A 22,903-nucleotide genomic window follows, 5' to 3' on the forward strand; every position below is an offset into this window, starting at 1 on the left:
AGCGGGGCTAACGAGTTTTAATCTATAATCACAGAATATTTGACGAATATCTCACTATAGTTTTTACATTTTTTAGAGAATAATTCTAATGCAGCCTCCTTATTTAAGCCTAGACCGTATAGATATTCGTATCCTGAGTTTATTACAATCCGATGCCAAATTATCCAATATTAAACTGGCTGAACTGGTAAATTTATCGCCGACCGCGGCACTGGCGCGGGTGCAGAAACTGAGCAAAGAAGGCTATATTCTGGGCTACGAAGCCCGTCTGAATCCAAATCTGCTCAATAACGCTTTTGTGGTTTTTGTAGAGATTTTACTGGATAAAACCACACCGAATGTTTTAGATGAGTTTTCCCATGCAGTCCGGCAGATTCCAGAAATTATTGAATGTCATATGATCAGTGGTGGTTTCGATTTCGTGGTAAAAATCCGCTGCGCCAATATGGATGAATTCCGTAAAATTTCCGGGCAAATCTTGTGGCAACTGCCCGGGATCAAGGAAACACGCAGTTATCCGGTGATGGAGGTGATTAAAGAAAGTCAGCAGATCCATCTAAAAATACCGGGAAAATCTAAATAATTTGTAGCTTATTAACGACTAATCTAAAAAACAATAAAAGGGACTTGAAAGTCTCTTTTATTGTATTGAATATCCAGACTATTTTTTCATTTCAGCCATTTCTTTTTGATATTCAGCTTTGGCCATTTCAAAACGATGTACCACATCATCACTCGGTGCCTTATCCAGTAAGCTGACAATCACGATACTCAGGGTAGCCAGAATAAAACCGGGAATAATCTCGTACAGGCCGGTATCACCCATATAGTTTTTCCAGACGATTACCGTCACCGCACCGACCAGCATGCCGACAATCGCGCCGTTGAGGGTCATACGCTTCCAGAACAGAGACAAGATAATCAAGGGGCCAAATGCTGCACCAAAGCCTGCCCAGGCATAAGCCACCAGACCTAAAACCTTGCTGTTCGGATTAATCGCCAAGGCAATCGCAATTAACGCAATCACTAAAACCATAGCACGACCGACCCAGATCAGTTCTTTTTGTGAGGCATTTTTGCGCAGGAAGCTCTTGTATAAATCTTCAGTCAGGGTGGTTGAACAGACCAGAAGCTGACAGCTCAAGGTGCTCATAATCGCCGCCAAGATAGCTGCAAGTACGATGCCAGCGATCCATGGATTAAACAGGATTTTAGTCAATTCCATAAACACGGTTTCAGGGTTCTGGTTCACCACCGAGGCGAATGTTGGATTAACGGTGAAATAGGCAATCCCGATATAACCAGCTGCCACTGCGCCGCCCAGACACAGAATCATCCAGGTCATGCCAATACGGCGTGCAGCAGGAATGGTCTTCACTGAATCTGCTGCCATGAAGCGCACTAAAATATGTGGTTGACCAAAATAACCCAAACCCCAGGCCAGACTGGAAATAATCGCCACCACGCTTAAGCCTTCAAGCATACTGGACGCATGTGGACGGGCAGATTCAAGGATGACACTCACTTGCTGGCTATTGTCACCCAAGGCCAGGAAGGTAATGATCGGGGTCAGCAACAGTGCGAAGATCATCAAACCGGCCTGAAAAGTATCCGTCCAGCTGATTGCCAGAAAACCACCAATACACACATATAAAATTGTCGCCATCGCACCGATGATAAGCGCCGTGGTGTAATTCCAGCCGAACAGGCTTTCAAACAGGCGTGCACCTGCGACCATGCCCGAGGCACAATAAATTGCAAAGAACACCAGAATCACCAAGGCAGACAAGACCCGTAAAATGCGTTTGCGGTCGGAAAAACGGCTGGTGAAATAATCTGGCAGGGTCAGGGCATTATTCTGGTATTCGGTATGCGCCCGTAGACGACCTGCCACCAGTAACCAGTTTAGCCACGCTCCGATAATCAGGCCGATGGCAATCCAGGCTTCTGACAGGCCAGACAGGTAAATTGCGCCCGGAAGACCCATCAGCAGCCAGCCACTCATATCTGATGCACCTGCGGAAAGAGCTGTAACGACACTGCCCAGACTACGTCCACCTAAAATATATTCATCAAAATTGGAGGTTGCACGGTAAGCATATAAACCGATTGCAATCATGGCGATAATATAAAACATGAAGGTAATCAGGGTCGGATTTAAATAAGTCATAGGCAGGGCATCCTGTAAATATGGAAACCATCGTTCCAGATGATTTTTTGTACGGAGATCACAAGGCAGTGATTCAAGCACGGTTTAAAAATTACACTCTGTAACATTTACACAGCTTTTATGTATGTTTATTGTAAATACCAATTTAACTAGATGGAACTTAAGGAAAGTTAAGCCACTTAACAGCGAGAGATAAAGTATTGGATTGAGGCAAAACAAGCTAATTTAGAATAAGCAATTAAAAGATTTAAATTTTAGCTTTTTATTTACATGATCTTACAAAACTCACAGCTTTACTGTATTGGTAATAAATATTAGCAAATTTAGGTTAAAGTCCTCCTATTCGCTCTGTATTTGTTTGCTCATATTGAGACCACACCAAATACGGTGCATCGCCAAGAGTATTTTTTAGTGGACAATATGCTGCAAATCGAACCGACCCGCATTGAACATGACTTATTGGGGGAAAAACAGATCCCGTTGCATAGCTATTATGGGATTCACACTTTACGTGCCATCGAAAATTTCCAGATTTCAGGATTGGCGATAGGGCAACAATCACATTTTATTTGTGCATTGGCCCAGGTCAAAAAAGCTTCGGCACAGACCAACCTGCATTTTCAAAAAATATCCGAGCAAACCAGTACTGCGATTCAAAAAGCATGTAATGAATTGATTCAGCATCCTGAAAACTGGCAAGCAGCCTTTCCACTTGATCCTTATCAGGGCGGTGCTGGTACGTCAATTAATATGAATGCCAATGAAGTCATTGCCAATATCGCCTTAGAGATCTTGGGGCATCATAAAGGTGAGTATCACATCCTGCATCCGAATGATCATGTGAATACTTCGCAATCGACCAATGATGTCTATCCAACCGCTTTACGTTTGGCAACTTATAGCAGCCTGAATGAATTATTGGCAGTGCTGAAAGCACTGATTGACTGTTTATATACGAAGGCAGCCGAATTTCAGTATGTGATCAAGATGGGGCGTACCCAGTTGCAAGATGCCGTCCCGATGACCATGGAGCAGGAATTCCGGGCTTTTGCGACTTTATTAAAGGAAGATTTAAAACTGATTGAGCAGATGCGCCAGTTATTGCTGGAAGTCAATTTAGGTGCAACAGCGATCGGGACTGGGGTAAACACGCCGCCAGGTTATGCGACGCGAGTCGTCGAAACTTTGGCGCACCTGACGGGGCTGCCTTTAAAAGGTGCAGAAGATTATGTGGAGGCCACCAGTGATTGTGGTGTCTTTATTATCTTGTCGAGCAGTTTAAAACGCCTGGCAGTGAAACTGTCCAAAATCTGTAATGACTTGCGCTTGCTTAGCTCGGGACCACGTACAGGTCTGGCTGAAATTCGCTTACCGGAATTACAGGCAGGCTCATCGATTATGCCAGCAAAAATCAATCCGGTCATTCCGGAAGTGGTCAATCAGATTGCCTTCCGGGTCATCGGTAATGATTTGACCATTACTATGGCAGCGGAAGCTGGGCAGTTACAACTGAATGTGATGGAACCTGTGATTGCCCTGACCATGAATGAGTCGATTCAATTGTTGACTCAAGGCATGCAAACCCTGAATCAGAAATGTATTGCTGGCATTCAGGCCAATGAAGAAATCTGTTTAAGTTCGGTCATGCGCAGTGTCGGGATTGTGACCTTACTTGAGCCGATTCTGGGGCATGCCAAATGTGATGAAATTGGTAAACAATGTATGCGTGAAAATAAAACCGTGCCGCAAGTGGTATTGGAACTCGGTTTATTAAGCGCAACGCAATTAGAAGAAATCTTTGCATTTGAAAATCTGGTGTCTGAAATACCTGTAGCAGAGAGTCAGCTCGAACAGGTTTCTTGATAGCATAAATTGTCTTGAAACAGCTCAAATCAACTGATCGTTGTGATTTTGACAATTTGCCTCAAGTTCGATATGTGGATTTGAGGCATTTTCATCTAGACTAGGGTCTGAACTTTATTTGGCTGGGTAAATGGCGATGTTTGATAAAATTAGTGCATTATTTAAAACTAATAAACCGACTGCTGCACAGCTATATTTAGACGAGCAGAATATCCAGCATGTCGAAGGCACAGGTTATATCGTGGATGGCATTGACTTAAATCAGGAACTGGCCACACGCTTAGAATATTTGTCCAATCGCCGTCTAAAACAGTTTGATGATTTAAAAGCTTTATACGACACCGCGATGCTGATCAATGAAAAGATTGATCTGGAAATTGCCCATCAGCGTTTTAATGTGACTTTGGGAAATACCGAAGAGAACCTGCTGCAATTTAAAATGATCCTCAAGAAGTTAAATGATTATTATCGTAACTTTCTGCGAGAGAAAAAATAAGTGTTAAAAGTGGCTTGAAATCGAAGCGTATGGATGTGGCAAGACTGCATAAAAATAACAAAATATCCTGAGATCATCGTGCTAGTATAAGCCTCAGGTTATTTAGACTTTAAAGCTATATCCATGTTCCAACAAGAAATTTCCCAACTCAATTTACCACAACTCAAAGCAGGCGAGAAACGCTGGTTAGGCAATCTGCAAGGTTCCTCGACGGCATTGTTGCTCAAAGAAATCGTGCAGCAGCAATCGCGTTTATTTATTGTGATTGCACGCAATAACCAGCATTTGGGTCAACTGGAAAGTGAACTGGAATTTTATGGGATTAAACCCACGATTTTTCCAGATTGGGAAATTTTGCCTTATGACCGCCTGTCTCCGCACCAGGATATTGTCTCGGAACGTCTGGCGATTTTATCCAATATGCCAAAAACTGGCGTGCTGTTACTTTCTGCCTCAACCTTGGCACAGCGTATCGCACCGACTTCATGGATTTTGGGTGAACATTTTGATATTCACGTCGGACAGAAATTCGATCTGGAACAACAGAAGAAAAAGCTGATTCAGGCCGGTTATCATCTGGTCGATACGGTTTATGATCCGGGTGAGTTTGCGGTACGCGGCAGTATCATGGATATTTATGCCTCGGGGCAGGAAGCACCGATTCGGATTGACCTGTTTGATGATGAAATTGAAAGCCTGAAATTTTTCGATTCCGAAACTCAGCGCACCACACAAAGTTTGCAACAGTTTACCGTATTGCCGGCACAGGAATTTCCACTCAAGGAAGGCCGTGCGACGTTCCGTGACCGCTATGCCGAATTTTTCCCGACTGCCAATCCAAAGAAAAATCCGATCTATCAGGATGTGATGGAGGGCATTGTTTCACCGGGAATCGAGTTTTATTTACCGCTGTTTTTCAGTGCTGAGGCCATGCAAGGTCAAAGTTCGCTGATTTCGTACTTACCTAAGAATGGCATTGTCATTACAGATCGGGCTTTAGACGAGAGTTTGACCCAATTCTGGCAGGATGTGGTGCGCCGTTATGAAGATCGCCGTCACAATATCGATCAGCCGATCCTCCCCCCAGACAGCCTGTTCTTTCAGACCAATCAGGTTCTGGAGCAGCTGAATCAATTTGCGCGTATTATTGCCGCCCAAACGCCTTTTGACCAAAAAGCCGGCGTATTGAACCTCGATACCCAGTTGCCACCACGTCTGCCTGTCGATCCAAAACGTGAAAAACCATTTATTGAAGTCAAAAAATATATCGATCAGGCCAATCATCCGGTTCTGCTGGTGGCAGAGAGTGCCGGACGCCGTGAAAGCTTAAAAGATGCGTTACGACCAAGTCTGGGTGATATTCCGACGGTTGATAACTTTGAGAGCTTTATCACCTCCCTGTATGCGATTGCGATTACCAATGCGCCATTAGAGCGTGGTCTGGTGCTGACCGATCGTGTCAGCATCATTTCTGAAAACCAGCTCTATGAACATCGCGTGGTACAACGCCGCCGTAAACGTCAGCAGGAAGTTTCAGAAGAATTTCTGATTCGCAGTCTGACTGAACTGACCATGGGCGCGCCTGTGGTGCATATTGATTATGGAGTTGGGCGTTATGCCGGTCTGGTCACCTTAAGTATTGATGATCAGGATCATGAATTCTTGCAGCTGGATTATGCCGATGCGGCCAAAGTCTATGTGCCGGTGACCAATCTGCATTTAATCAGCCGATATAGCGGTGGTGATCCGGATCTGGCACCATTGCATAAGCTCGGGACAGATGCATGGAATAAAGCCAAACATAAAGCGCTGGAACAGATTCATGATGTTGCGGCCGAGTTGCTGCATATTCAGGCACGCCGTGTCTCTAAACCCGGCATCAGTTTTGAAATTGATCAAAGTCTGTATATGCAGTTTGCCAGTGGCTTTGCCTATGAAGAAACGCTGGATCAGGCCAATGCGATTGAAGCCACGCTGCATGACATGCAACAAGCCAAACCGATGGATCGACTGGTCTGTGGTGATGTCGGCTTTGGTAAAACGGAAGTGGCGATGCGTGCTGCATTTGTTGCGGTACAGAATAACCGGCAGGTGGCGATTCTGGTGCCAACCACCTTGCTGGCACAGCAGCACTATGATTCATTCAAAGACCGCTTTGCCGATTGGCCGGTCCGGATTGAAGTGCTGTCACGTTTCGGTTCTTCCAAAGCACATACCAAGACCATTGACGACCTGATTGAAGGCAAAGTGGATATCGTGATTGGTACGCATAAAATTTTGCAGGAAAATGTCCAGTTTAAAAATCTTGGCCTGATGATTGTCGATGAAGAACATCGCTTTGGAGTACGTGACAAGGAGCGGATCAAGGCGATGCGTGCCGATGTGGATATGTTGACCCTGACAGCCACTCCAATTCCGCGTACACTAAATATGGCCTTTAGTGGCATGCGTGATCTATCGATTATTGCCACACCGCCGGCACGCCGTCTTGCGGTGAAAACCTTTGTGCAAGAACATACCGATGACACCATTAAAGAAGCGATTCTGCGTGAACTGTTGCGTGGTGGTCAGGTCTATTTTCTGCACAATGAAGTCGATACGATTGACCGTGCCGCCGAGCATATCCGTACATTGGTGCCGGAAGCCCGGGTGATTGTGGCACATGGCCAGATGCGTGAACGTGAACTGGAGCAGGTGATGCAGCAGTTCTATCACAAGGAATACAATGTTCTGGTCTGTTCGACCATTATTGAAACCGGGATTGATGTCCCAAATGCCAATACCATTTTGATTGAACGTGCTGACAAACTGGGCCTGGCACAATTACATCAGCTCCGTGGCCGAGTCGGGCGCTCGCATCATCAGGCCTATGCCTATTTAATGGTGCCGTCTTTAAAAGCCTTAAAAGGCGATGCCGAAAAACGTCTGGATGCGATCCAGCGTGCTTCGACCTTGGGAGCCGGATTTATGCTGGCCACCGAAGATCTGGAAATTCGCGGGGCAGGTGAATTACTCGGTGAACAGCAGAGCGGTTCAATGCAGGCGATTGGTTATAGCCTGTATATGGAAATGCTGGAAAAAGCCACCAAAGCCATTCAAAAAGGCAAAACTCCAAATTTCGATGCACCCTTGTCACTGACTGCAGAAATTACCCTGCATATGCCAGCGCTCATTCCGGATGATTATCTCGGAGATGTGCATCAGCGTCTGTTGTTCTATAAGCGTATCAGTAATACTGATACTCAGGAGAAGCTGGACAATATCCGGATGGAATTGATCGACCGTTTTGGCATACCGCCACAACCGGTCAAACAGCTCTTTGCCGTACATCAGATTCGTCTCAAAGCCGAGCAGCTTGGCATCACCAAAATTGATATTAGTGCTCAAGGTGGGCATGTGGAATTCGCGCCAGATACCCCGGTTCAGGCCATGACCATTATCCAGATGATGCAGAAACATCCAACCTATTTCCGGATGAATGGCGGGCAACGTCTTAAGGTCATGGTCATGCTGGAAGATTACCAAAAGCGGATTCAGTTTATTCAGGATTTGCTGGACAGTCTATTGAAAGAAGTGGGCTAATTTGATTTAGACTAAATCAGTTTAAAACTTCATGATACATTTCATTTTCATTGAAATTTTCAGGAATGATAAACCAGATTTTTTAATGAAATGTTCGAACAAATTCTCGTGATGCGCCTTGCAACAAATCATGAGAATTTGTCTTTAAACACATTGCTTTCAATATTCAGCTTCGGTTGGATATGTTAGTATTAGCCATCATTCTAATTTTGCATCATTTATAAAGATATGTTTAGTTTGCATCCACAACTTGCTCAAGATACTTTTTTTGTAGGCGACTTTCCTTTGTCAACATGTCGTTTGATGAATGATATGCAATTTCCCTGGCTGATCCTAATTCCACGTGTGCCGGGTGTCTCTGAATTATATGAATTGAGCCAAGCTGACCAAGAGCAGTTTTTACGTGAATCAAGCTGGTTATCAAGCCAGCTGGCACGTGTTTTCCGTGCGGATAAAATGAATGTCGCGGCATTAGGCAATATGGTTCCGCAATTGCATTTTCATCATGTAGTTCGTTATCAGAACGATGTAGCATGGCCGAAGCCTGTTTGGGGTACACCAACTGTTCCTTATAGCAGTGAAGTATTGGCACATATGCGTCAAACACTCATGCTGGCGCTACGTGGTCAAGGTGATATGCCATTTGACTGGCGTATGGACTGATTAGCCCCAAGTATTCCGAGATCTATGAACGATTGCGGATTTCAGGGAGTGACTGAATGCAATTAGACGACTGGATTCAAAAAGAACCACAACAGTTTGAATATTTTCATCGCTTGATGGGCTATATCATGCTGTCTCTGGTTCTGGTCGTCTTTCATTACACTGAACCGGATACCCAGTATCAGCTCTTTGTTCCTGTATTTTTATTCCTGATTTTATTGATTAGCTCGAAACTGTCGCGCTGGTTAATCTATCGCCATGATTATCGTATTCGGCGCAATGTTCTTTTTCTGATTGATGTTATTGTCATTGTAGTGGTTTTAGCCGCAGTACAGCTGGATCTGGTATTGTCCTTGCTGGGTTTGGTGGCAATACTCTATACCGCAATCAGTAATAAAATTTCATTGATGATGGCTTCTCTGGCCAGTCTGGTCGGGATCACCGTTTTTTATCTGGCCAATATTCTGGTCTTTGGTTTTGGGACTTATTTTGAACCGACCAGCAGTGAACTGACGGTTTTAGGCTTCATCTGCCTGATTACCTATTTTGGTGTCGGAAGTTTTTATCAAAGTGGTCGTGTGCAGTATATGACCCAGAAGAAAAATCATTATTTTGAACAGATGAACCGTTATATGGAATTTGCCAATCAGCTGAGTCGTTATGCGCCTGTGCAGTTGTGGCAATCCATCATGAAAGGTGAATCTGAAGCGAAAATTGAATATAAACGTAAAAAGTTAACAATTTTCTTCTCGGATATTCAAGGCTTTACAGAACTGTCTGAAACGCTTATTCCAGATGATTTAGCATTCTTGCTCAATGATTATTTGCGGCATATGACCGAAATCGCCAAAAATTATGAAGCGACTGTCGATAAATTTATGGGTGATGCCATCCTGATTTTCTTTGGTGATCCAAACTCTGAAGGCGTAGAGCAGGATGCCAAGAACTGTATGGAAATGGCGATTGCCATGCGTCAGCAAATGAAACTGCTGCGTGAGCGTTGGATTAAAATGGGTTATCCGCCACTGCATATCCGTATGGGTATTTCGACCGGTTATTGCCACGTCGGGAATTATGGTGCGACGCATCGGATGGCCTATACCATTGTAGGACGAGATGCCAACTTGGCAGCGCGCTTACAGAGTGCAGCTGAAGTGGATGAAATCCTGATTTCAGAAGATACTCATAATCTGATCAAAAATGATTATTTATGTGCGCCGAAGAAACCAATTTTCTTGAAAGGCATTAAAGCACCGGTAAGAACCTGGCAGCTAATGGAAAAATATGCATCGCAGAAAGTTGAGTATCAACGTTGGTTCGACTATGAATATAAAGGCTTTCATTTACTGCTCAATCTGGACGAAGTACAAAACTTTGAATATCCAGAATTGATTCATGTACTGGAAAAAATGATTAAACGCATTGAAACTCAGCAGAAATTGACCAACTCTCAGGGCATCGTCAAGCTTAAACTTGAAGATGAAGTGATTGAGCATCTCCAGCCACAAGACGAATTTGAATCACTCAAAGACTCCAAAGTAATCTAATCATTCTCATAAATATAAAAAACCACGTCTAAGCGTGGTTTTTTATATGATCTTTCAAGAAAAATCTTAATGATTTTCCGAAGCGTGATTGATGGTGTATTTTGGAATTTCAATTTCCAGATCTTCATCGACCAGTGTGACCTGACAAGAAAGACGCGAATCAGGTTCCAGACCCCAAGCGCGATCCAGTAAATCTGCTTCTACATCATCCATTTCTTCGAGGCTGTCGAAGCCTTGACGTACCACAACGTGGCACGTTGTACATGCAGCTGACATATCGCAGGCATGTTCGATTTTAATGCCATTTTTGAGCAGGCTTTCGCACAGGTTGGCATTGTGTTCGACTTCAAACTCAGCACCTTCGGGGCAAATCTGCGCATGTGGAAGAACTTTAATACGTGGCATAGTCGTTACCTTAAATTAGTTTGAGTTTGACCAGTCGTCGAGTTTAGTGCCCTTAAGAGCGGCATCAATATGTTGATTCATACGTGCTGCTGCAAAAGCATCACTATGTATTTTAAGCTGTTCAACTGCAGATTCAATCGCTTTGATGTCTGAACCTTGAAGCTCGGTTTCAAGTTGTGCCTGTGCAGTTTGCAGTGCTGCCAGTTGCTCTTCAGTCAACAGAGCGGCATCTACTTTTAGTGCCTGAACCAGTGCTTCCAGCTCACGCTGGGCTTCAACTTTGGTTTCATTCAAATGACGCAGATTTTTATCTTCCTCGGCAAATTTATAACCGTCAAGCAACAGGCGCTCGGTATCTTCACCAGATAAGCCATAAGATGGCTTAATATCAATTTGCGCATGCACGCCAGATGTTGTTTCTTTGGCAGATACCATCAACAAACCATCAGCATCGACCTGGAAAGTCACTTCGATACGTGCCTGACCGGCTGTCATTGGTGGAATGCCATGCAAGACAAAACGACCCAGACTACGACAATGTTCAACCAGATCACGTTCACCTTGAACCACATGGATCAACATGGCAGTCTGGCCATCTTGATAGGTAGTAAATTCCTGACGACGTGCTACAGGAATGGCAGTATTACGTGAAATCAGACGTTCCACCAGTCCGCCCATGGTTTCTAAACCTAAAGACAGTGGGGTAACATCCAGTAATAAGGAACCATCAGTCGAGTTGCCAATCAGTTGGTTTGCTGTAATCGATGCGCCAATGGCAACCACTTCATCCGGGTTAATCGTGCACAGCGGTTCTTGGCTAAATACGTCACCAACTGCTTTTTGTACGGCATAAGAACGGGTTGAGCCACCCACCAGAACCACATTTTGAATGTCATCCAGTTCAAGCTTGGCATCACGCATCACACGTTTACATACGCTGATGGTTTTGTCCAAAGCGACTTTAATGATTTCTTCAAAGGTTGAACGGTCAAGGCTTAAAACTTGATCGAGTAATTGAATCTGAACAGTTTCAGCATCTGAAAGTGCTTCTTTGGCCTTACGTGCTGCCACAATAAAATGTGCATATTCAGCATCATCTAAAGTTTCGATGTTTAGCTGTTTCTTGGCCCATTTCAAAATTAAACGGTCCAGGTCATCACCACCGAGGGCAGTGTGGCCACCAGTCGCAAGCACTTCAAACACGCCTTGCGAAAAACGCAAAATCGAAACGTCGAAAGTACCGCCACCCAAGTCATAAATCACATAGTTGCGATCTGTACTCAAGTTGCTTTCCTGATCGAGGCCATAAGCCACAGCAGCAGCGGTTGGCTCATTCAATAAACGTAAAACATTCAAACCGGCAAGCTGGGCAGCATCTCGGGTTGCCTGACGCTGTGCTTCATCAAAATACGCTGGAACGGTAATCACTGCACCATTCACCGGATTTTTCAGACTTGCTTCAGCACGATCTTTGAGCTGCTTTAAAATTTCTGCAGAAATTTCAACCGGAGTTTTACGACCTTGTGCGGTTTCAAAAGCCGGCATTTCATTCGCTTCGCCGACCAAGGCATAAGGATGCTGGAATTTGATATCCGCTTGAGAGCGACCCATGAAACGCTTGACTGAAACGATGGTATTTTTAGGATCGCTGGTAATAAAAGGCGCGGCTTCATTACCATATTGAGTCTGCTGTTCTGCATAATGCACGATAGAAGGAAGTAGCACACGACCTTGTTCGTCATTCAGCACTTTGGCTTTACCTGAAAGAACCGTGGCAACCAAAGAGTGGGTGGTGCCTAAATCGATACCAATCGCAATGCGGTGTTCATGTGGTGCACTTGATTGACCTGGTTCTGCAATTTGCAAGAGAGCCATAGTGTTACATCCTTTGCACGTTAAATATTAAATACTAAAAATTAGAAATCATCATCAAGATCAAAGCTGTCATCGTCCAGGAAGCGGTCTTCCGCCTTGTCGATATCTGCCATGACTTTAACAAAGAAGCGTAGTTTACGCACTGTATCGCGTGCTTCAGCCCAGTCTTCATCGGTATAGTCAATTTTAAACTCACGAACCAGACCGTCAATCCATTGCTGTACTTCAACTTTCAGTGAAGTTAAATCTTCAGCAGAGGTGGCATCGTCGAGTTGTTCACGAATTTCCAGAGCGTCCTGCAAGAATTCAAAATCACTGATCGATTGATCTAAGTGATAATCCTGTTTCTTGAGGGACAATAAATACGCTGCACGGCTATCGACCGCTGACAAAACTTTAAAAGCCTGATTGATATCGCTTGATTTAATCAGGGCCTGATCTTTGTCTTCAGCTTTATCGGGATGATATTGTTGCTGTAACTTTAAAAATTCAGTTTTTAAAGTTGCCAAATCAATATCGAGTGCTACTGGAAGATTGAACAGCTCAAAATGATTCATGGGAGATGGGGTCCGCGATTAATGTGCAAAAATAACTGTATAAATGCAATTAAAACAGTGTGAAACACACTGTTTTAATGTCAAAAGAGAATAACTGCCGGGTTTATACAGTGAAGGATTCACCACAACCGCATTCGCCTTTTTTGTTGGGGTTGTTAAATTCAAAGCCTTCGTTCAAGCCGTTTTTAACATAGTCCATCTCCATACCTTCAAGATAAACCAGACTTTTCGGATCAATGAATACTTTAACCCCAAACTGCTCAAATGCTTGGTCATGTGTATCGACTTCGTCAACGAACTCGAGTACATAAGCCAGACCAGAACAGCCTGAAGTTTTCACACCAACGCGAATGCCTTCACCCTTACCGCGATTTTTTAAATAATTGCTGATATGAGTTGCAGCATTTTCAGTTAAATGGATCATGAAAACTCCGTTAAAATTTAAAAACGTGGAACAATTAAGCTTTAACTTTCTTGTTACGGTAGTCTTCTACAGCTGCTTTGATTGCATCTTCTGCAAGAACAGAGCAGTGTACTTTTACTGGTGGAAGTGCCAGTTCAGTTGCAATATCGATATTCTTGATTGCTTGAGCTTGATCCAAAGTTTTACCTTTGAGCCATTCAGTCACCAAAGAACTTGATGCGATTGCTGAACCACAACCATAGGTTTTAAAACGTGCTTCTTCAATTACGCCTGCATCGTTGACTTGAATCTGTAAACGCATCACGTCACCACATGCGGGTGCACCAACCATACCCGTACCAACGTTTTCAGCATTTTTATCTAAAACGCCAACATTACGAGGGTTTTCGTAATGATCAATTACTTTTTCGCTATAAGCCATGTTGCTTCTCCAAACCTCGGGGTCAGCCTTAGTATTATTAAATATGGGGGTTAAAAAACTTTTCTCAATGAGATAGCAACCGATTGGTCACTATCTCAGAATGAAGATTAGTGCTCAGCCCATTCAACTTTAGAAAGGTCGATACCTTCTTTATACATATCCCAAAGCGGAGAAAGTTCACGTAACTTCTCAACAGCAGCTTTAGTGATACTCAATACATGGTCGATATCTTCTTCAGTGGTGTATTTACCAAAGCTGAAGCGGATCGAACTGTGTGCAAGCTCGTCTGAAAGACCCAATGCACGAAGTACATAAGAGGGTTCAAGTGTTGCAGAGGTACATGCTGAACCTGAAGATACCGCAGCATCTTTCAAGGCCATCATCAGTGATTCACCTTCAACAAAGTTGAAGCTGATATTCAAGTAGTTCGCTACGTTTTGTGTAGGATGACCATTCAAGAACACCTGTTCAAGGTCTTGTACGCCATTCCAAAGCTTGTCGCGAAGTACACGTAAGCGGGTTTGTTCAGCTTCCAGATTCTTGCCTGCAAGTTCGAATGCTTCACCCATCCCCACGATTTGATGCGTTGCCAGCGTACCTGAACGCATACCACGTTCATGACCGCCACCATGCATTTCAGCTTTTAGGCGTACACGTGGGCTACGACGTACAAACAGGGCACCAATACCTTTAGGGCCGTAGATCTTGTGCGCAGAGAAGCTCATCAGGTCTACTTTTAAAGTTGAAAGATCAATTTCAACTTTACCTGCCGCTTGTGCTGCATCGACATGGAAGAAAATTTTGTTGGCACGAGTGATTTCACCAATCGCTGCAACATCAGTAACCGTACCGATTTCGTTGTTCACCATCATCAGTGAAACCAGAATCGTATCTGGACGAATTTCTGCTTGAACCATTTCCGGAGTAATTAAACCGGTTTGAGGTTGTGGTTCAATATAGGTAATCTCAAAACCTTCAGACTCTAACTCACGGCACGTATCTAAAATTGCCTTGTGTTCGATCTTAGAGGTAATGATATGTTTACCTTTCGATGCATAGAAATGAGCCACACCTTTAAGCGCAAGGTTGTCTGATTCGGTTGCACCTGAAGTCCATACGATTTCACGTGGATCAGCTTTAATTAAATTAGCGACCTGTTCACGTGCATATTCAACTTTTTCTTCTGCTTGCCAGCCATAAGCATGTGAACGAGATGCAGCATTACCGAAGGTACCTTCGAATGTTAAACATTCCATCATACGTTCAGCAACCTGAGGATCTACCGGAGTCGTAGCTGCATAATCAAGATAAATCGGACGTTTCATGTCAAATACCTGTAACCGATAAAAGGGCTGAATCAAAGGATGCTGAATTTTGGCGTAATGACACTGTTTGTACATTGTCACGTGCAACCAGATCAGCAAGCGAGATTTTTGCTAAATAATCGGCAATGTGGTGGGAGAGTTCCTGCCATAAATCATGAGTCAAGCACATCGCACCATTCTGGCAGTTGCCTTTATGGTCACAGCGAGTCGCATCAACTGTTTCGTTTACAGCTTCGATAATTGCTAACACAGTAATTTCATCTGCATTACGTGCTAAATGGTATCCACCATTTGCTCCACGAACACTTGAAACTAAGCCATGGCGCTTGAGTTTCGCAAATAACTGCTCAAGATACGCAACAGAAATAGTTTGACGTGCCGCAATTTCGGCGAGCGTAATCGTTTTTTCAGAAGGCTGCAAAGCTAGATCAAGTAGAGCAGTCACAGCGTAGCGACCGCGAGTGGTTAGGCGCATGATTCGATACACATGGTTAGACTAGATGTATCGATTTTAAGAATCCCGACTAAATTAGTCAAGTTATTTTTAGTAGACCTTAGTGGGATTTAATTTTTTCATAATGAAAGATTTAGATACTGAGCCAATTATACACTAATAACGTAATCAAAAGTATGCTACTCAGGCCAAAAACAATATTAATGCGCTTTTGACGGCGTTCGATCCGTTTCAGGCGGTTTTTATACTGTTTGACTTCTACTTGCAAGGTATTGATCTTGGAACGCTGCTCTTCAATTTTCTTTAAGAGTGGTGCTATACGCTTTTTGGACGCAATAATTTCCGTTTCATCAGTGGGTGTTTCAGACAGCCAGTGTTTCCAGTCGGCTAATACTTTTGGCAAGCTGAATACGGTTAATAAATCACGAAATTCGTCTTTCAAAACCTGATGACCATCAATGCGCATACTACGAATGCTACGACGATTGCCAAAAATAAAAATTTTGATCAGATCGGGAAGTGTGGTACGCACATCCAGATCTACAATGCGACCCGGTGCTTTATGGTCAAATAAAAGACCATTTGTGGTGAATTGCACATAAAAGTCGAAATATGGAATATAGCTATTGATTTTAATCGAGATATTTTCATCTACAAACTTCTTGGCTTGTAATGCAACGACACGATCATGCTTGAGAATGAAGGTAAATATTGTTTCTAAAACAATTAACGTCATCGTAAGCAACAAATGCGGTTGATTTTGACTTTGTTGCGATTCGCTCATATACAACCAATCCTTACCTGAAATATAAAGTGAAAAAGCTTCCTGCCTGTGAAGAGATTTCAGGGTTAAATCAAATTAGACTTGAAATAAATTGCTTTGTAGAACAGTTTAGCAAATCTATCAAGTACTAAATTTGCTATTATGCAGTGATTTTGTAGAATAATTTATAATAATTGCGCAGAAAACAAACAGGAGCCGTGCACATGGACAAGTCAAAAACAGCACAAGACTCAGCTGAAGCTTTAAACCAGAAAACAATGAAAGCCAAGTCCAAATCTGCCTCGGAGCGCAAATCGGCTCTTGATTTTCGTAAATACACCAAACAGATCTGGCTGGCTGGACTGGGAGCATTTTCACGTGCCGAAGAAGAAGGCAATAAACTGTTTGACTCACTGGTCAAGGTTGGAGAAGAACTGGAGTCTAAAACTGCAGATATTGCAGATCAAACTGTAGAAAAGGTCTCAGAAAAGGCCAAAGAGTCGGTCACAGAGACCAAAGATAAAGTGGAAAAGCTGATCGACAACTCTGTTCATCACTCATTGAATCGTATAGGATTAGTCACACTCAAGGATGTACAACATTTGGAACGTTTAATCCTTCAGTTACATGCCAAAGTTGATCAGTTGACTGCGGAACAAGAAAAAATGCAGGAAGAATTGTCGAAAAAAACACAAATAAAATGACTTTATTTATTATTCAATGTTTTTTTCGCATATTTTTTGAAAAAAAAGAGGTTCTTAAGTATTGCGTTTATACCTAAAGCATTGCTATAAAGGCGTTATGGCATGTTAAACAAATTCTTGAACCTTAAATAAACGATATTAAGAGGACGTAATCTTCATGAATAAATCAGAATTAATTGATGCAATTGCAGAGAAAGGGGGATTATCTAAGGCTGACGCAGGTAAAGCTTTAGATGCTACAATTGCTTCTGTTACTGAAGCTTTAAAAGCGGGTGATACAGTTACTTTGGTCGGTTTTGGTACTTTCGGTGTAAAAGAACGTGCTGCACGTACTGGCCGTAACCCACAGACTGGCGCTACTCTTGAGATCAAAGCAAGCAAAGTGCCTAGCTTCAAAGCGGGTAAAGGCTTAAAAGACGCTGTAGCTTAAGCTTACCCAGCGATGAAACGCGCCTTCTTTGGCGCGTTTTTTATTGATAAAATAAATTGTGATGATTAACACATTCATTCAATGGGTATTTTCGGTTAAAATCCTTTGCAAATAAAATATTGGAATACTTATGGAAGCTTTTCGTAAAGTTATTAAGGGTTGGTTGGGTAAAGTTTTACTCGTTCTGTTTTTGACCCCGTTAGCGCTTGTAGGTATTGAAGGATATTTTAGCGGCGGGAGCTCTGATGCGGCAAAATCCGTGAACGGAACTGAAATATCTCAAAAAGAATTAGAGTCACTGACGAAATCATTTAAAGAACAATATCTCAGTTATGCCAATGGCGATGAAACTCTGCTGAATCAAAGCTTCATTGACCAGAAAGCCATGGATACTTTGGTTTCACGTACCTTATTGCTACAACAGGCAGAAGAATTAGGCATCAGTCTGAGTGACCAGCAAATTGTACAGATGATTGCCCAGCAGCCGACTTTCCAGCAAGATGGTAAGTTCTCTGATGCTTTATATGAGAACTATCTTAAATCAATTGGCATGACCAATCGTGCTTTAGTCGAAAGTTTGCGTAAAGATCATGCGCTGAAAATGCTGTCTTCGACATTCCTGGACTATCCACTGGTGAGTCCGGTCGAAATGCAGCAAATTGCCGATTTACAGACTGAACAACGTCATATTCATATTTCCAGTATTAATCTGGACAGTTATAAAAAAGATGTCAAAGTCAGCGATGCTGAAGTCGCTGCCTATTATGAACAGCACAAGGCATCGTTTACACAGCCGACCAGTGTAGATATAGACTATGTGGTGTTGAAGCCAAGTGATATTCAAGTACAGGGTTTGGCAGTGACAGATGCTGAACTTCAGGAAGCGTATACAGCCTTTGTTGCGACACAAAAACAGGCAGTTAAACCAGAGGTGAAGCATATTTTGATTACGGCGGACAGTCGTAGTGATGCTGAAGCACAAAAACTGGCTGCAGAAGTGGCAGCGAAAATTAAAGCCGGTAACACTTTTGCACAGGCTGCAGCACAATATTCTGAAGATCCTGAATCCAAGTCTAAAGGCGGAGCAATTGCAGTTTATGAAACTGGCGTATTTGGTAGCACATTTGACCAGACTGTTAGCTCTTTAAAATCAGGTCAGGTCTCTGCTCCTGTGAAAACAGATTATGGCTATCATATTATTTCTGTGCAATCACCTGATGTGGCTGTGCCATCTTTTGAGTCACAAAAAGCACGTTTATCTGAAGAGGTTTTGACTGCTAAAAAATCCAATGCATTCTCCGATACGGTGAATAGCTTGAATGATATGGTGGTGGGAAGTGATTCTCTGGAGGTTGTTACACAAGAAGTGAAAGGCGTGCAGGTTCAGAAAGCCCAAGGAGTAAAACTTTCAACCCGTGACCCAGTGTTGAGCGATGCCAACCTTAAAGTCAAACTGTTTAATGATGATGTCAAAAATGGTGATCGTAATGCTTCATCAAGCATTCAGTTGGCCAATGGTGATGTGGCCTGGATCAAGGTGCGTGACTATCATGCAGCTGGTGAACAAACACTGGCAGAAGCGAAACCGCGTGTTCAGGCTCAATTGATTGAAGACAAAGCCGCTGCTTTGGCAAAAGCAAAAATTCAGAAAGCTCTGGATGAGTTCAAAACCAAACCTGCTGCATCAGTCGCCAAAGGTGCTTTGATTTTTGAAGATGCTGGCGTGTATACCCGTGCTGAAGGTTTGCTAAAACGTGATGTACAACGTGCCGCTTTTAGTCTTCCGACACCAAAAGCAGGCCATTGGTCAGTGACCACAGCGAAAATGCCAAATGAGCTGGTCGTGGTTGCGGTATCAGAAGTAAAGAAAAACCCGGTGGATGTATTGAGTGCAGAGCAACGTAGTGAGTTGGTGAAGTTGTATCAGCAACTTCGTGGTCAGCAAGAATTTGATGACTATACGCGCTACCTGAAATCTCAGGCAAAAATCAAATAAGACGATCTTGAATAAAAAAACCAGCCTGCGGGCTGGTTTTTTTATGCTCTAGCCAAATGAGGGTTTAAGCACGAATAATCAGTTCATAACCGGTATATTTACGCATATTGATTACACCGGTATCCAGAATTAAATACTGACCTTTAATACCCTGTAATTTGCCACGAATCACCGGAGTTTTATCCAGATTATGTGATTTAATCTTTTCTGGATATTGCTCGACCGGATAAATAAACTCGCGTGCCAATTCCTGCTCAAGCACTTCAATATTTTCATTAAACTCAAGATTCTGATTAAATTCTTCACGAATGCTTTGAATTTTAGGTGCAAATTCTTCTAACAGCTGTTCACGGACTTCAATCAGATTCAGTGGTTCTGCTTCACCTTTGAGCAGCTTGCGCCAGTCTGTTTTGTCTGCGACCTGCGTACCAAACATGACTTCCAATTTGCCAGAGAGGCGACGTGAGCCAACTTTCATAATCGGCAGGGCTTGGGTTGCGCCCTGATCCAGCCAGCGGGTCGGCATTTGGCTGGTACGGGTAATCCCGACCTTCAATGCACTGGAATTGGCTAGATAGACAATATGCGGTTGAAAGCAGACATTCTGGGCAAATTCATCTTCGCGGCAAGTGCCTAAATGATAATGACAGGTTTCTGGCTTCATGATGCACATATCACATGAAGCATTGGTCTTAAAACATTTAAAACAGTGACCTTGCGAGAAAGATTTTGAGGTTTTATTGCCACAAGATACGCAATAAATCTTCCCCGTCCATTCAATCTCGATGTCTTGGCCTAAATTAAACGGAAGATCGATTTCTGCACGATCCAGAATTAATTTATACTCAACATTTGCCCGCTGTATCTGTTGATCAGTTACACTAAGGTCTTTGAGGCCGACATGCATTTTATGGCAAATGCCCTGAAGTTCCATAAAGATTACTCACTTAAATCATAAGGATGCAGTTATGGCTGAGCAGAATGTCATTACTTCAATGCTAGACGATTTCGCACAGGAACAGCCAATTCATACTGCTATTTGTATTGGGCAGGACTTAAGGCAAGTCCAGTTTCAGCCATCTATTCAATGGCACTATTTTAGCGTATCTGGCTTTTTAAATCTGCCTTTTCAGCAACGTTATGACCTGGCTGTGGTAATGCTGGATACGATAGAAACCGAACATTTGTCTGAACAGATCATGAGTCGAATCTTGGTGAAATTGCGTGATTTATTTGCTAAACGTCTGGTGGTGATCAGTCGGCTGCAAGATGAAAAACTATTGAGAGCTTTGGGATTTACCCAGCTGATTGACAAGACCACGCACGGGGCGGATTTTGCGCTGTGGCAGTTTAATATTTTAACCTATAAGCATGTGCCCGACTGGTTTAATTCCAAGTTCTGGGCCAATCCGGAAAACTGGGATAAATTTCGCTGGTAAGCCTATGCCTGCTTAATTGCAAATATTAACACAATCCTGCCTAGACAATATGAGGACAGACCGTATTCTGTAACTATGATGCATACAGGATATAGAGCATGACGAATCTGAGTAATATCGTGGAAATATTGGCCAAGCAGGCATTGGGTGGCGGGCAGTCTCAAAAGCAATCTTCACAGCAGGGTGGTCTGGCAGATATCCTGGGATCGGTACTAGGTCATTTGAATAAATCTCAGACTCAACAAGATCAGAGTCAACACAATCAGAATCAGCAGAATCAAGCCGGCCAGCAGACCCGACAAAATGGTTTGGGTGCAATTTTAGGTTCAGTTCTCAGTCAGTTAGGTGGGGTAAATCGTCAAAGTACTGCTCAACCCCGTTCAGGATTGGGAGGAGGTTCGACTGGCAAAACCTTATTGATTGCGGTGCTACCTCTGGTACTGGCCTGGATTCAAAAACAGGGTGGTTTACAGGGTGCATTGGATAAGCTTAAAGGACAGGGGTTGAATAGTCAGGTTGATGACTGGGTGTCGACTGGCCCGGGTGAAAATGCCAATGTCGATCCGCAGCAGGTACAAAATCTGTTTGATGATCAGGAAATTGAAGAAGTTGCACAGCAAACTCATGCGCCTAAACAGGATGTGTATAGTGCAATTTCACAAGTTTTGCCGCAGATTATTGACTCACTTACGCCACAGGGTGAACAGACCAGTAAGCAGGAAGCCAATAATGATATTCAAAATGTCTTGAATATGGTCTCAGGGCTTCTCAAAAAATAAATTCCATCATGTAAAAATCCCGATTTGAGTCGGGATTTTTTAATGCTATGCAGACTTTAAAATCGCTAATCTAGGTTCAGGCTAAACAGCTGGTTAGAGTCGCAGATTTTTTTGGCAATATAATGAGATTTTCGGGTGCGAATTAAAATAATTTGCGATTGAAAACCCAGTTCACCAAATTCCGGTTCTACCTGTACATAATGCAGTTGTCCATATTCATCTCGAACCCGCGCTTGAGCAGAAAATCCAGGGCGGGCATTGCCACTTGAAATCGTTGCCAGACGGCCGAGCAAATTGACATTATTCTTTTTATATTTGGGTGGAATGACCTGATCCAGGCAATGAATCATGAAAATCGTAAAAAAAGTGGCAATAATTAAAGCTGGAATAATCAGATAATAAGCCGGCAGAAACTCAAACTCCTGAGAATAGATCAGGAATTGTAAAACATAGCCAGCAAAGCTGAAATTCATCAGAAAGAAAAATACAATTAGGGTTTTGGAGAATTTGACATTCAACAGGTCTAATTGTTGAAAATTATAAGGTGAAATTTTTTGCAAAAATTTGCTGGATCTGAGTCCAAAATAGAAACCAATGGTTTTCACCACGCCAAACAAAATAATCGCCAATAAACTGAGATGAAAAGGCATCAGATTATAGTCTAGAAAAAATGCAGGCATGGTGAAGTCCGTTTTAGGTCTTATTCTGTGAGGTAAATTCCACCATCAGAATGCACGGTAATTTCTACTTTTTCAAGTGACTGACCTTGGCAAGGCCCGGAAATACATTCACCGCTTTCTACCAAAAACAGTGCACCATGCGTTGAACATTCAATAAATTCCTGATCACGATCCAAAAACTGGTTTTCCAGAAATTCCAGCTCGACTTGCAAATGCGGACACAGGTTTTGATAGGCATAAAAGGCTCCATCGCGCTGGGTAATAAAAATAATATCCCCATTCTCCAGTTCAAAAGCTCGGGCTTCACGCTCTGGAATATCTTCGGTCATA

The 22,903-nt window shown here is 43.0% G+C and carries 23 protein-coding genes; 11 read left to right on the forward strand and 12 right to left on the reverse strand.

Annotated features, from left to right (window positions below):
• Nucleotides 1-88 precede the first annotated feature (88 nt).
• The gene (locus tag FTU90_RS09945) at nucleotides 89-583 is read left to right on the forward strand and encodes an Lrp/AsnC ligand binding domain-containing protein (protein ID WP_005096755.1); all 495 of its coding nucleotides are present in this window, start codon (nucleotides 89-91) and stop codon (nucleotides 581-583) included.
• 78 nt (nucleotides 584-661) lie between these two features.
• Here FTU90_RS09945 and putP read toward each other — a convergent pair whose 3' ends face one another.
• Complete coding sequence (gene putP / locus FTU90_RS09950; RefSeq protein ID WP_005096756.1) at nucleotides 662-2,170, reverse strand: sodium/proline symporter PutP; 1,509 nt, start codon at nucleotides 2,168-2,170, stop codon at nucleotides 662-664.
• A gap of 420 nt (nucleotides 2,171-2,590) precedes the next feature.
• On the opposite strand from putP, the gene FTU90_RS09955 reads away from it, so the two are divergent.
• From FTU90_RS09955 to FTU90_RS09975, 5 genes are all read left to right on the forward strand, one after another.
• A complete protein-coding gene (locus FTU90_RS09955; protein WP_218945094.1) occupies nucleotides 2,591-4,033 on the forward strand; it encodes an aspartate ammonia-lyase in 1,443 nt (480 codons plus the stop codon).
• A 130-nt stretch (nucleotides 4,034-4,163) separates the two neighbouring features.
• On the forward strand, nucleotides 4,164-4,529 hold the full coding sequence (locus tag FTU90_RS09960; protein ID WP_005096758.1) for a hypothetical protein: 366 nt from the start codon (nucleotides 4,164-4,166) through the stop codon (nucleotides 4,527-4,529).
• 123 nt (nucleotides 4,530-4,652) lie between these two features.
• Nucleotides 4,653-8,111, forward strand: coding sequence for a transcription-repair coupling factor (gene mfd, locus FTU90_RS09965; RefSeq protein WP_180072526.1), 3,459 nt, complete (start codon nucleotides 4,653-4,655; stop codon nucleotides 8,109-8,111).
• Nucleotides 8,112-8,339: 228 nt separating this feature from the next.
• A complete protein-coding gene (locus FTU90_RS09970; protein ID WP_100357142.1) occupies nucleotides 8,340-8,774 on the forward strand; it encodes an HIT domain-containing protein in 435 nt (144 codons plus the stop codon).
• Between the two features lie 56 nt (nucleotides 8,775-8,830).
• On the forward strand, nucleotides 8,831-10,321 hold the full coding sequence (locus tag FTU90_RS09975; protein ID WP_005171127.1) for an adenylate/guanylate cyclase domain-containing protein: 1,491 nt from the start codon (nucleotides 8,831-8,833) through the stop codon (nucleotides 10,319-10,321).
• A gap of 66 nt (nucleotides 10,322-10,387) precedes the next feature.
• Here FTU90_RS09975 and fdx read toward each other — a convergent pair whose 3' ends face one another.
• From fdx to FTU90_RS10015, 8 genes are all read right to left on the reverse strand, one after another.
• Nucleotides 10,388-10,726: an ISC system 2Fe-2S type ferredoxin gene (fdx, locus tag FTU90_RS09980; RefSeq protein WP_005171126.1), complete on the reverse strand. Its 339-nt coding sequence runs from the start codon at nucleotides 10,724-10,726 to the stop codon at nucleotides 10,388-10,390.
• A gap of 15 nt (nucleotides 10,727-10,741) precedes the next feature.
• A complete protein-coding gene (gene hscA / locus FTU90_RS09985; RefSeq protein WP_180072528.1) occupies nucleotides 10,742-12,601 on the reverse strand; it encodes a Fe-S protein assembly chaperone HscA in 1,860 nt (619 codons plus the stop codon).
• A 41-nt stretch (nucleotides 12,602-12,642) separates the two neighbouring features.
• A complete protein-coding gene (gene hscB, locus FTU90_RS09990) occupies nucleotides 12,643-13,158 on the reverse strand; it encodes a Fe-S protein assembly co-chaperone HscB (protein WP_005096765.1) in 516 nt (171 codons plus the stop codon).
• 103 nt (nucleotides 13,159-13,261) lie between these two features.
• Nucleotides 13,262-13,582, reverse strand: coding sequence for an iron-sulfur cluster assembly protein IscA (gene iscA, locus FTU90_RS09995; RefSeq protein ID WP_005096766.1), 321 nt, complete (start codon nucleotides 13,580-13,582; stop codon nucleotides 13,262-13,264).
• 34 nt (nucleotides 13,583-13,616) lie between these two features.
• Complete coding sequence (iscU, locus tag FTU90_RS10000; RefSeq protein ID WP_005171124.1) at nucleotides 13,617-14,003, reverse strand: Fe-S cluster assembly scaffold IscU; 387 nt, start codon at nucleotides 14,001-14,003, stop codon at nucleotides 13,617-13,619.
• Between the two features lie 107 nt (nucleotides 14,004-14,110).
• Nucleotides 14,111-15,328 (reverse strand): IscS subfamily cysteine desulfurase, encoded by a 1,218-nt coding sequence (locus tag FTU90_RS10005; RefSeq protein ID WP_100355017.1) that lies wholly within the window; start codon nucleotides 15,326-15,328, stop codon nucleotides 14,111-14,113.
• Between the two features lies 1 nt (nucleotide 15,329).
• On the reverse strand, nucleotides 15,330-15,803 hold the full coding sequence (locus FTU90_RS10010) for an Rrf2 family transcriptional regulator (RefSeq protein ID WP_005171122.1): 474 nt from the start codon (nucleotides 15,801-15,803) through the stop codon (nucleotides 15,330-15,332).
• Nucleotides 15,804-15,915: 112 nt separating this feature from the next.
• Nucleotides 15,916-16,566 carry a hypothetical protein gene (locus FTU90_RS10015; RefSeq protein ID WP_005171121.1) on the reverse strand — a complete coding sequence of 217 codons (651 nt, stop codon included), beginning with the start codon at nucleotides 16,564-16,566 and terminating at the stop codon, nucleotides 15,916-15,918.
• 203 nt (nucleotides 16,567-16,769) lie between these two features.
• Between FTU90_RS10015 and FTU90_RS10020 the strand changes: the two genes are divergently transcribed.
• The 3 genes from FTU90_RS10020 (at nucleotide 16,770) to FTU90_RS10030 (ending at nucleotide 19,675) form a co-directional block, all read left to right on the forward strand.
• Nucleotides 16,770-17,249 carry a phasin family protein gene (locus tag FTU90_RS10020; RefSeq protein WP_005096772.1) on the forward strand — a complete coding sequence of 160 codons (480 nt, stop codon included), beginning with the start codon at nucleotides 16,770-16,772 and terminating at the stop codon, nucleotides 17,247-17,249.
• Between the two features lie 157 nt (nucleotides 17,250-17,406).
• Nucleotides 17,407-17,679, forward strand: coding sequence for an HU family DNA-binding protein (locus FTU90_RS10025; protein WP_004786051.1), 273 nt, complete (start codon nucleotides 17,407-17,409; stop codon nucleotides 17,677-17,679).
• A 130-nt stretch (nucleotides 17,680-17,809) separates the two neighbouring features.
• Complete coding sequence (locus FTU90_RS10030; protein WP_180072530.1) at nucleotides 17,810-19,675, forward strand: SurA N-terminal domain-containing protein; 1,866 nt, start codon at nucleotides 17,810-17,812, stop codon at nucleotides 19,673-19,675.
• 64 nt (nucleotides 19,676-19,739) lie between these two features.
• Here FTU90_RS10030 and FTU90_RS10035 read toward each other — a convergent pair whose 3' ends face one another.
• Complete coding sequence (locus FTU90_RS10035) at nucleotides 19,740-20,609, reverse strand: DUF2797 domain-containing protein (RefSeq protein ID WP_005096774.1); 870 nt, start codon at nucleotides 20,607-20,609, stop codon at nucleotides 19,740-19,742.
• A 34-nt stretch (nucleotides 20,610-20,643) separates the two neighbouring features.
• Between FTU90_RS10035 and FTU90_RS10040 the strand changes: the two genes are divergently transcribed.
• A complete protein-coding gene (locus FTU90_RS10040) occupies nucleotides 20,644-21,114 on the forward strand; it encodes a DUF6231 family protein (RefSeq protein WP_005096775.1) in 471 nt (156 codons plus the stop codon).
• A gap of 98 nt (nucleotides 21,115-21,212) precedes the next feature.
• Nucleotides 21,213-21,893: a YidB family protein gene (locus FTU90_RS10045; RefSeq protein ID WP_100535020.1), complete on the forward strand. Its 681-nt coding sequence runs from the start codon at nucleotides 21,213-21,215 to the stop codon at nucleotides 21,891-21,893.
• Between the two features lie 65 nt (nucleotides 21,894-21,958).
• On the opposite strand, the gene FTU90_RS10050 is transcribed toward FTU90_RS10045, so the two are convergent.
• Both FTU90_RS10050 and FTU90_RS10055 read right to left on the reverse strand, forming a co-directional pair.
• The gene (locus FTU90_RS10050) at nucleotides 21,959-22,573 is read right to left on the reverse strand and encodes an OB-fold-containig protein (protein WP_005096777.1); all 615 of its coding nucleotides are present in this window, start codon (nucleotides 22,571-22,573) and stop codon (nucleotides 21,959-21,961) included.
• A 20-nt stretch (nucleotides 22,574-22,593) separates the two neighbouring features.
• Nucleotides 22,594-22,902, reverse strand: a complete 309-nt coding sequence (locus FTU90_RS10055; RefSeq protein ID WP_171304337.1) for a Rieske (2Fe-2S) protein — start codon at nucleotides 22,900-22,902, stop codon at nucleotides 22,594-22,596.
• Nucleotide 22,903 lies beyond the last annotated feature (1 nt).

It is taken from the genome of Acinetobacter sp. YH12200 (assembly GCF_013418175.1).
In the GTDB taxonomy this organism is placed as follows: Bacteria; Pseudomonadota; Gammaproteobacteria; order Pseudomonadales; family Moraxellaceae; genus Acinetobacter; species Acinetobacter pseudolwoffii.

Coding starts and splice junctions, on each gene's coding strand:
- FTU90_RS09945 (WP_005096755.1), top strand. CDS start 89: ATGCAGCCTCCTTATTTAAGCCTAGACCGTATAGATATTCGTATCCTG.
- putP (WP_005096756.1), bottom strand. CDS start 2,170: ATGACTTATTTAAATCCGACCCTGATTACCTTCATGTTTTATATTATC.
- FTU90_RS09955 (WP_218945094.1), top strand. CDS start 2,591: ATGCTGCAAATCGAACCGACCCGCATTGAACATGACTTATTGGGGGAA.
- FTU90_RS09960 (WP_005096758.1), top strand. CDS start 4,164: ATGGCGATGTTTGATAAAATTAGTGCATTATTTAAAACTAATAAACCG.
- mfd (WP_180072526.1), top strand. CDS start 4,653: ATGTTCCAACAAGAAATTTCCCAACTCAATTTACCACAACTCAAAGCA.
- FTU90_RS09970 (WP_100357142.1), top strand. CDS start 8,340: ATGTTTAGTTTGCATCCACAACTTGCTCAAGATACTTTTTTTGTAGGC.
- FTU90_RS09975 (WP_005171127.1), top strand. CDS start 8,831: ATGCAATTAGACGACTGGATTCAAAAAGAACCACAACAGTTTGAATAT.
- fdx (WP_005171126.1), bottom strand. CDS start 10,726: ATGCCACGTATTAAAGTTCTTCCACATGCGCAGATTTGCCCCGAAGGT.
- hscA (WP_180072528.1), bottom strand. CDS start 12,601: ATGGCTCTCTTGCAAATTGCAGAACCAGGTCAATCAAGTGCACCACAT.
- hscB (WP_005096765.1), bottom strand. CDS start 13,158: ATGAATCATTTTGAGCTGTTCAATCTTCCAGTAGCACTCGATATTGAT.
- iscA (WP_005096766.1), bottom strand. CDS start 13,582: ATGATCCATTTAACTGAAAATGCTGCAACTCATATCAGCAATTATTTA.
- iscU (WP_005171124.1), bottom strand. CDS start 14,003: ATGGCTTATAGCGAAAAAGTAATTGATCATTACGAAAACCCTCGTAAT.
- FTU90_RS10005 (WP_100355017.1), bottom strand. CDS start 15,328: ATGAAACGTCCGATTTATCTTGATTATGCAGCTACGACTCCGGTAGAT.
- FTU90_RS10010 (WP_005171122.1), bottom strand. CDS start 15,803: ATGCGCCTAACCACTCGCGGTCGCTACGCTGTGACTGCTCTACTTGAT.
- FTU90_RS10015 (WP_005171121.1), bottom strand. CDS start 16,566: ATGAGCGAATCGCAACAAAGTCAAAATCAACCGCATTTGTTGCTTACG.
- FTU90_RS10020 (WP_005096772.1), top strand. CDS start 16,770: ATGGACAAGTCAAAAACAGCACAAGACTCAGCTGAAGCTTTAAACCAG.
- FTU90_RS10025 (WP_004786051.1), top strand. CDS start 17,407: ATGAATAAATCAGAATTAATTGATGCAATTGCAGAGAAAGGGGGATTA.
- FTU90_RS10030 (WP_180072530.1), top strand. CDS start 17,810: ATGGAAGCTTTTCGTAAAGTTATTAAGGGTTGGTTGGGTAAAGTTTTA.
- FTU90_RS10035 (WP_005096774.1), bottom strand. CDS start 20,609: ATGGAACTTCAGGGCATTTGCCATAAAATGCATGTCGGCCTCAAAGAC.
- FTU90_RS10040 (WP_005096775.1), top strand. CDS start 20,644: ATGGCTGAGCAGAATGTCATTACTTCAATGCTAGACGATTTCGCACAG.
- FTU90_RS10045 (WP_100535020.1), top strand. CDS start 21,213: ATGACGAATCTGAGTAATATCGTGGAAATATTGGCCAAGCAGGCATTG.
- FTU90_RS10050 (WP_005096777.1), bottom strand. CDS start 22,573: ATGCCTGCATTTTTTCTAGACTATAATCTGATGCCTTTTCATCTCAGT.
- FTU90_RS10055 (WP_171304337.1), bottom strand. CDS start 22,902: ATGACCGAAGATATTCCAGAGCGTGAAGCCCGAGCTTTTGAACTGGAG.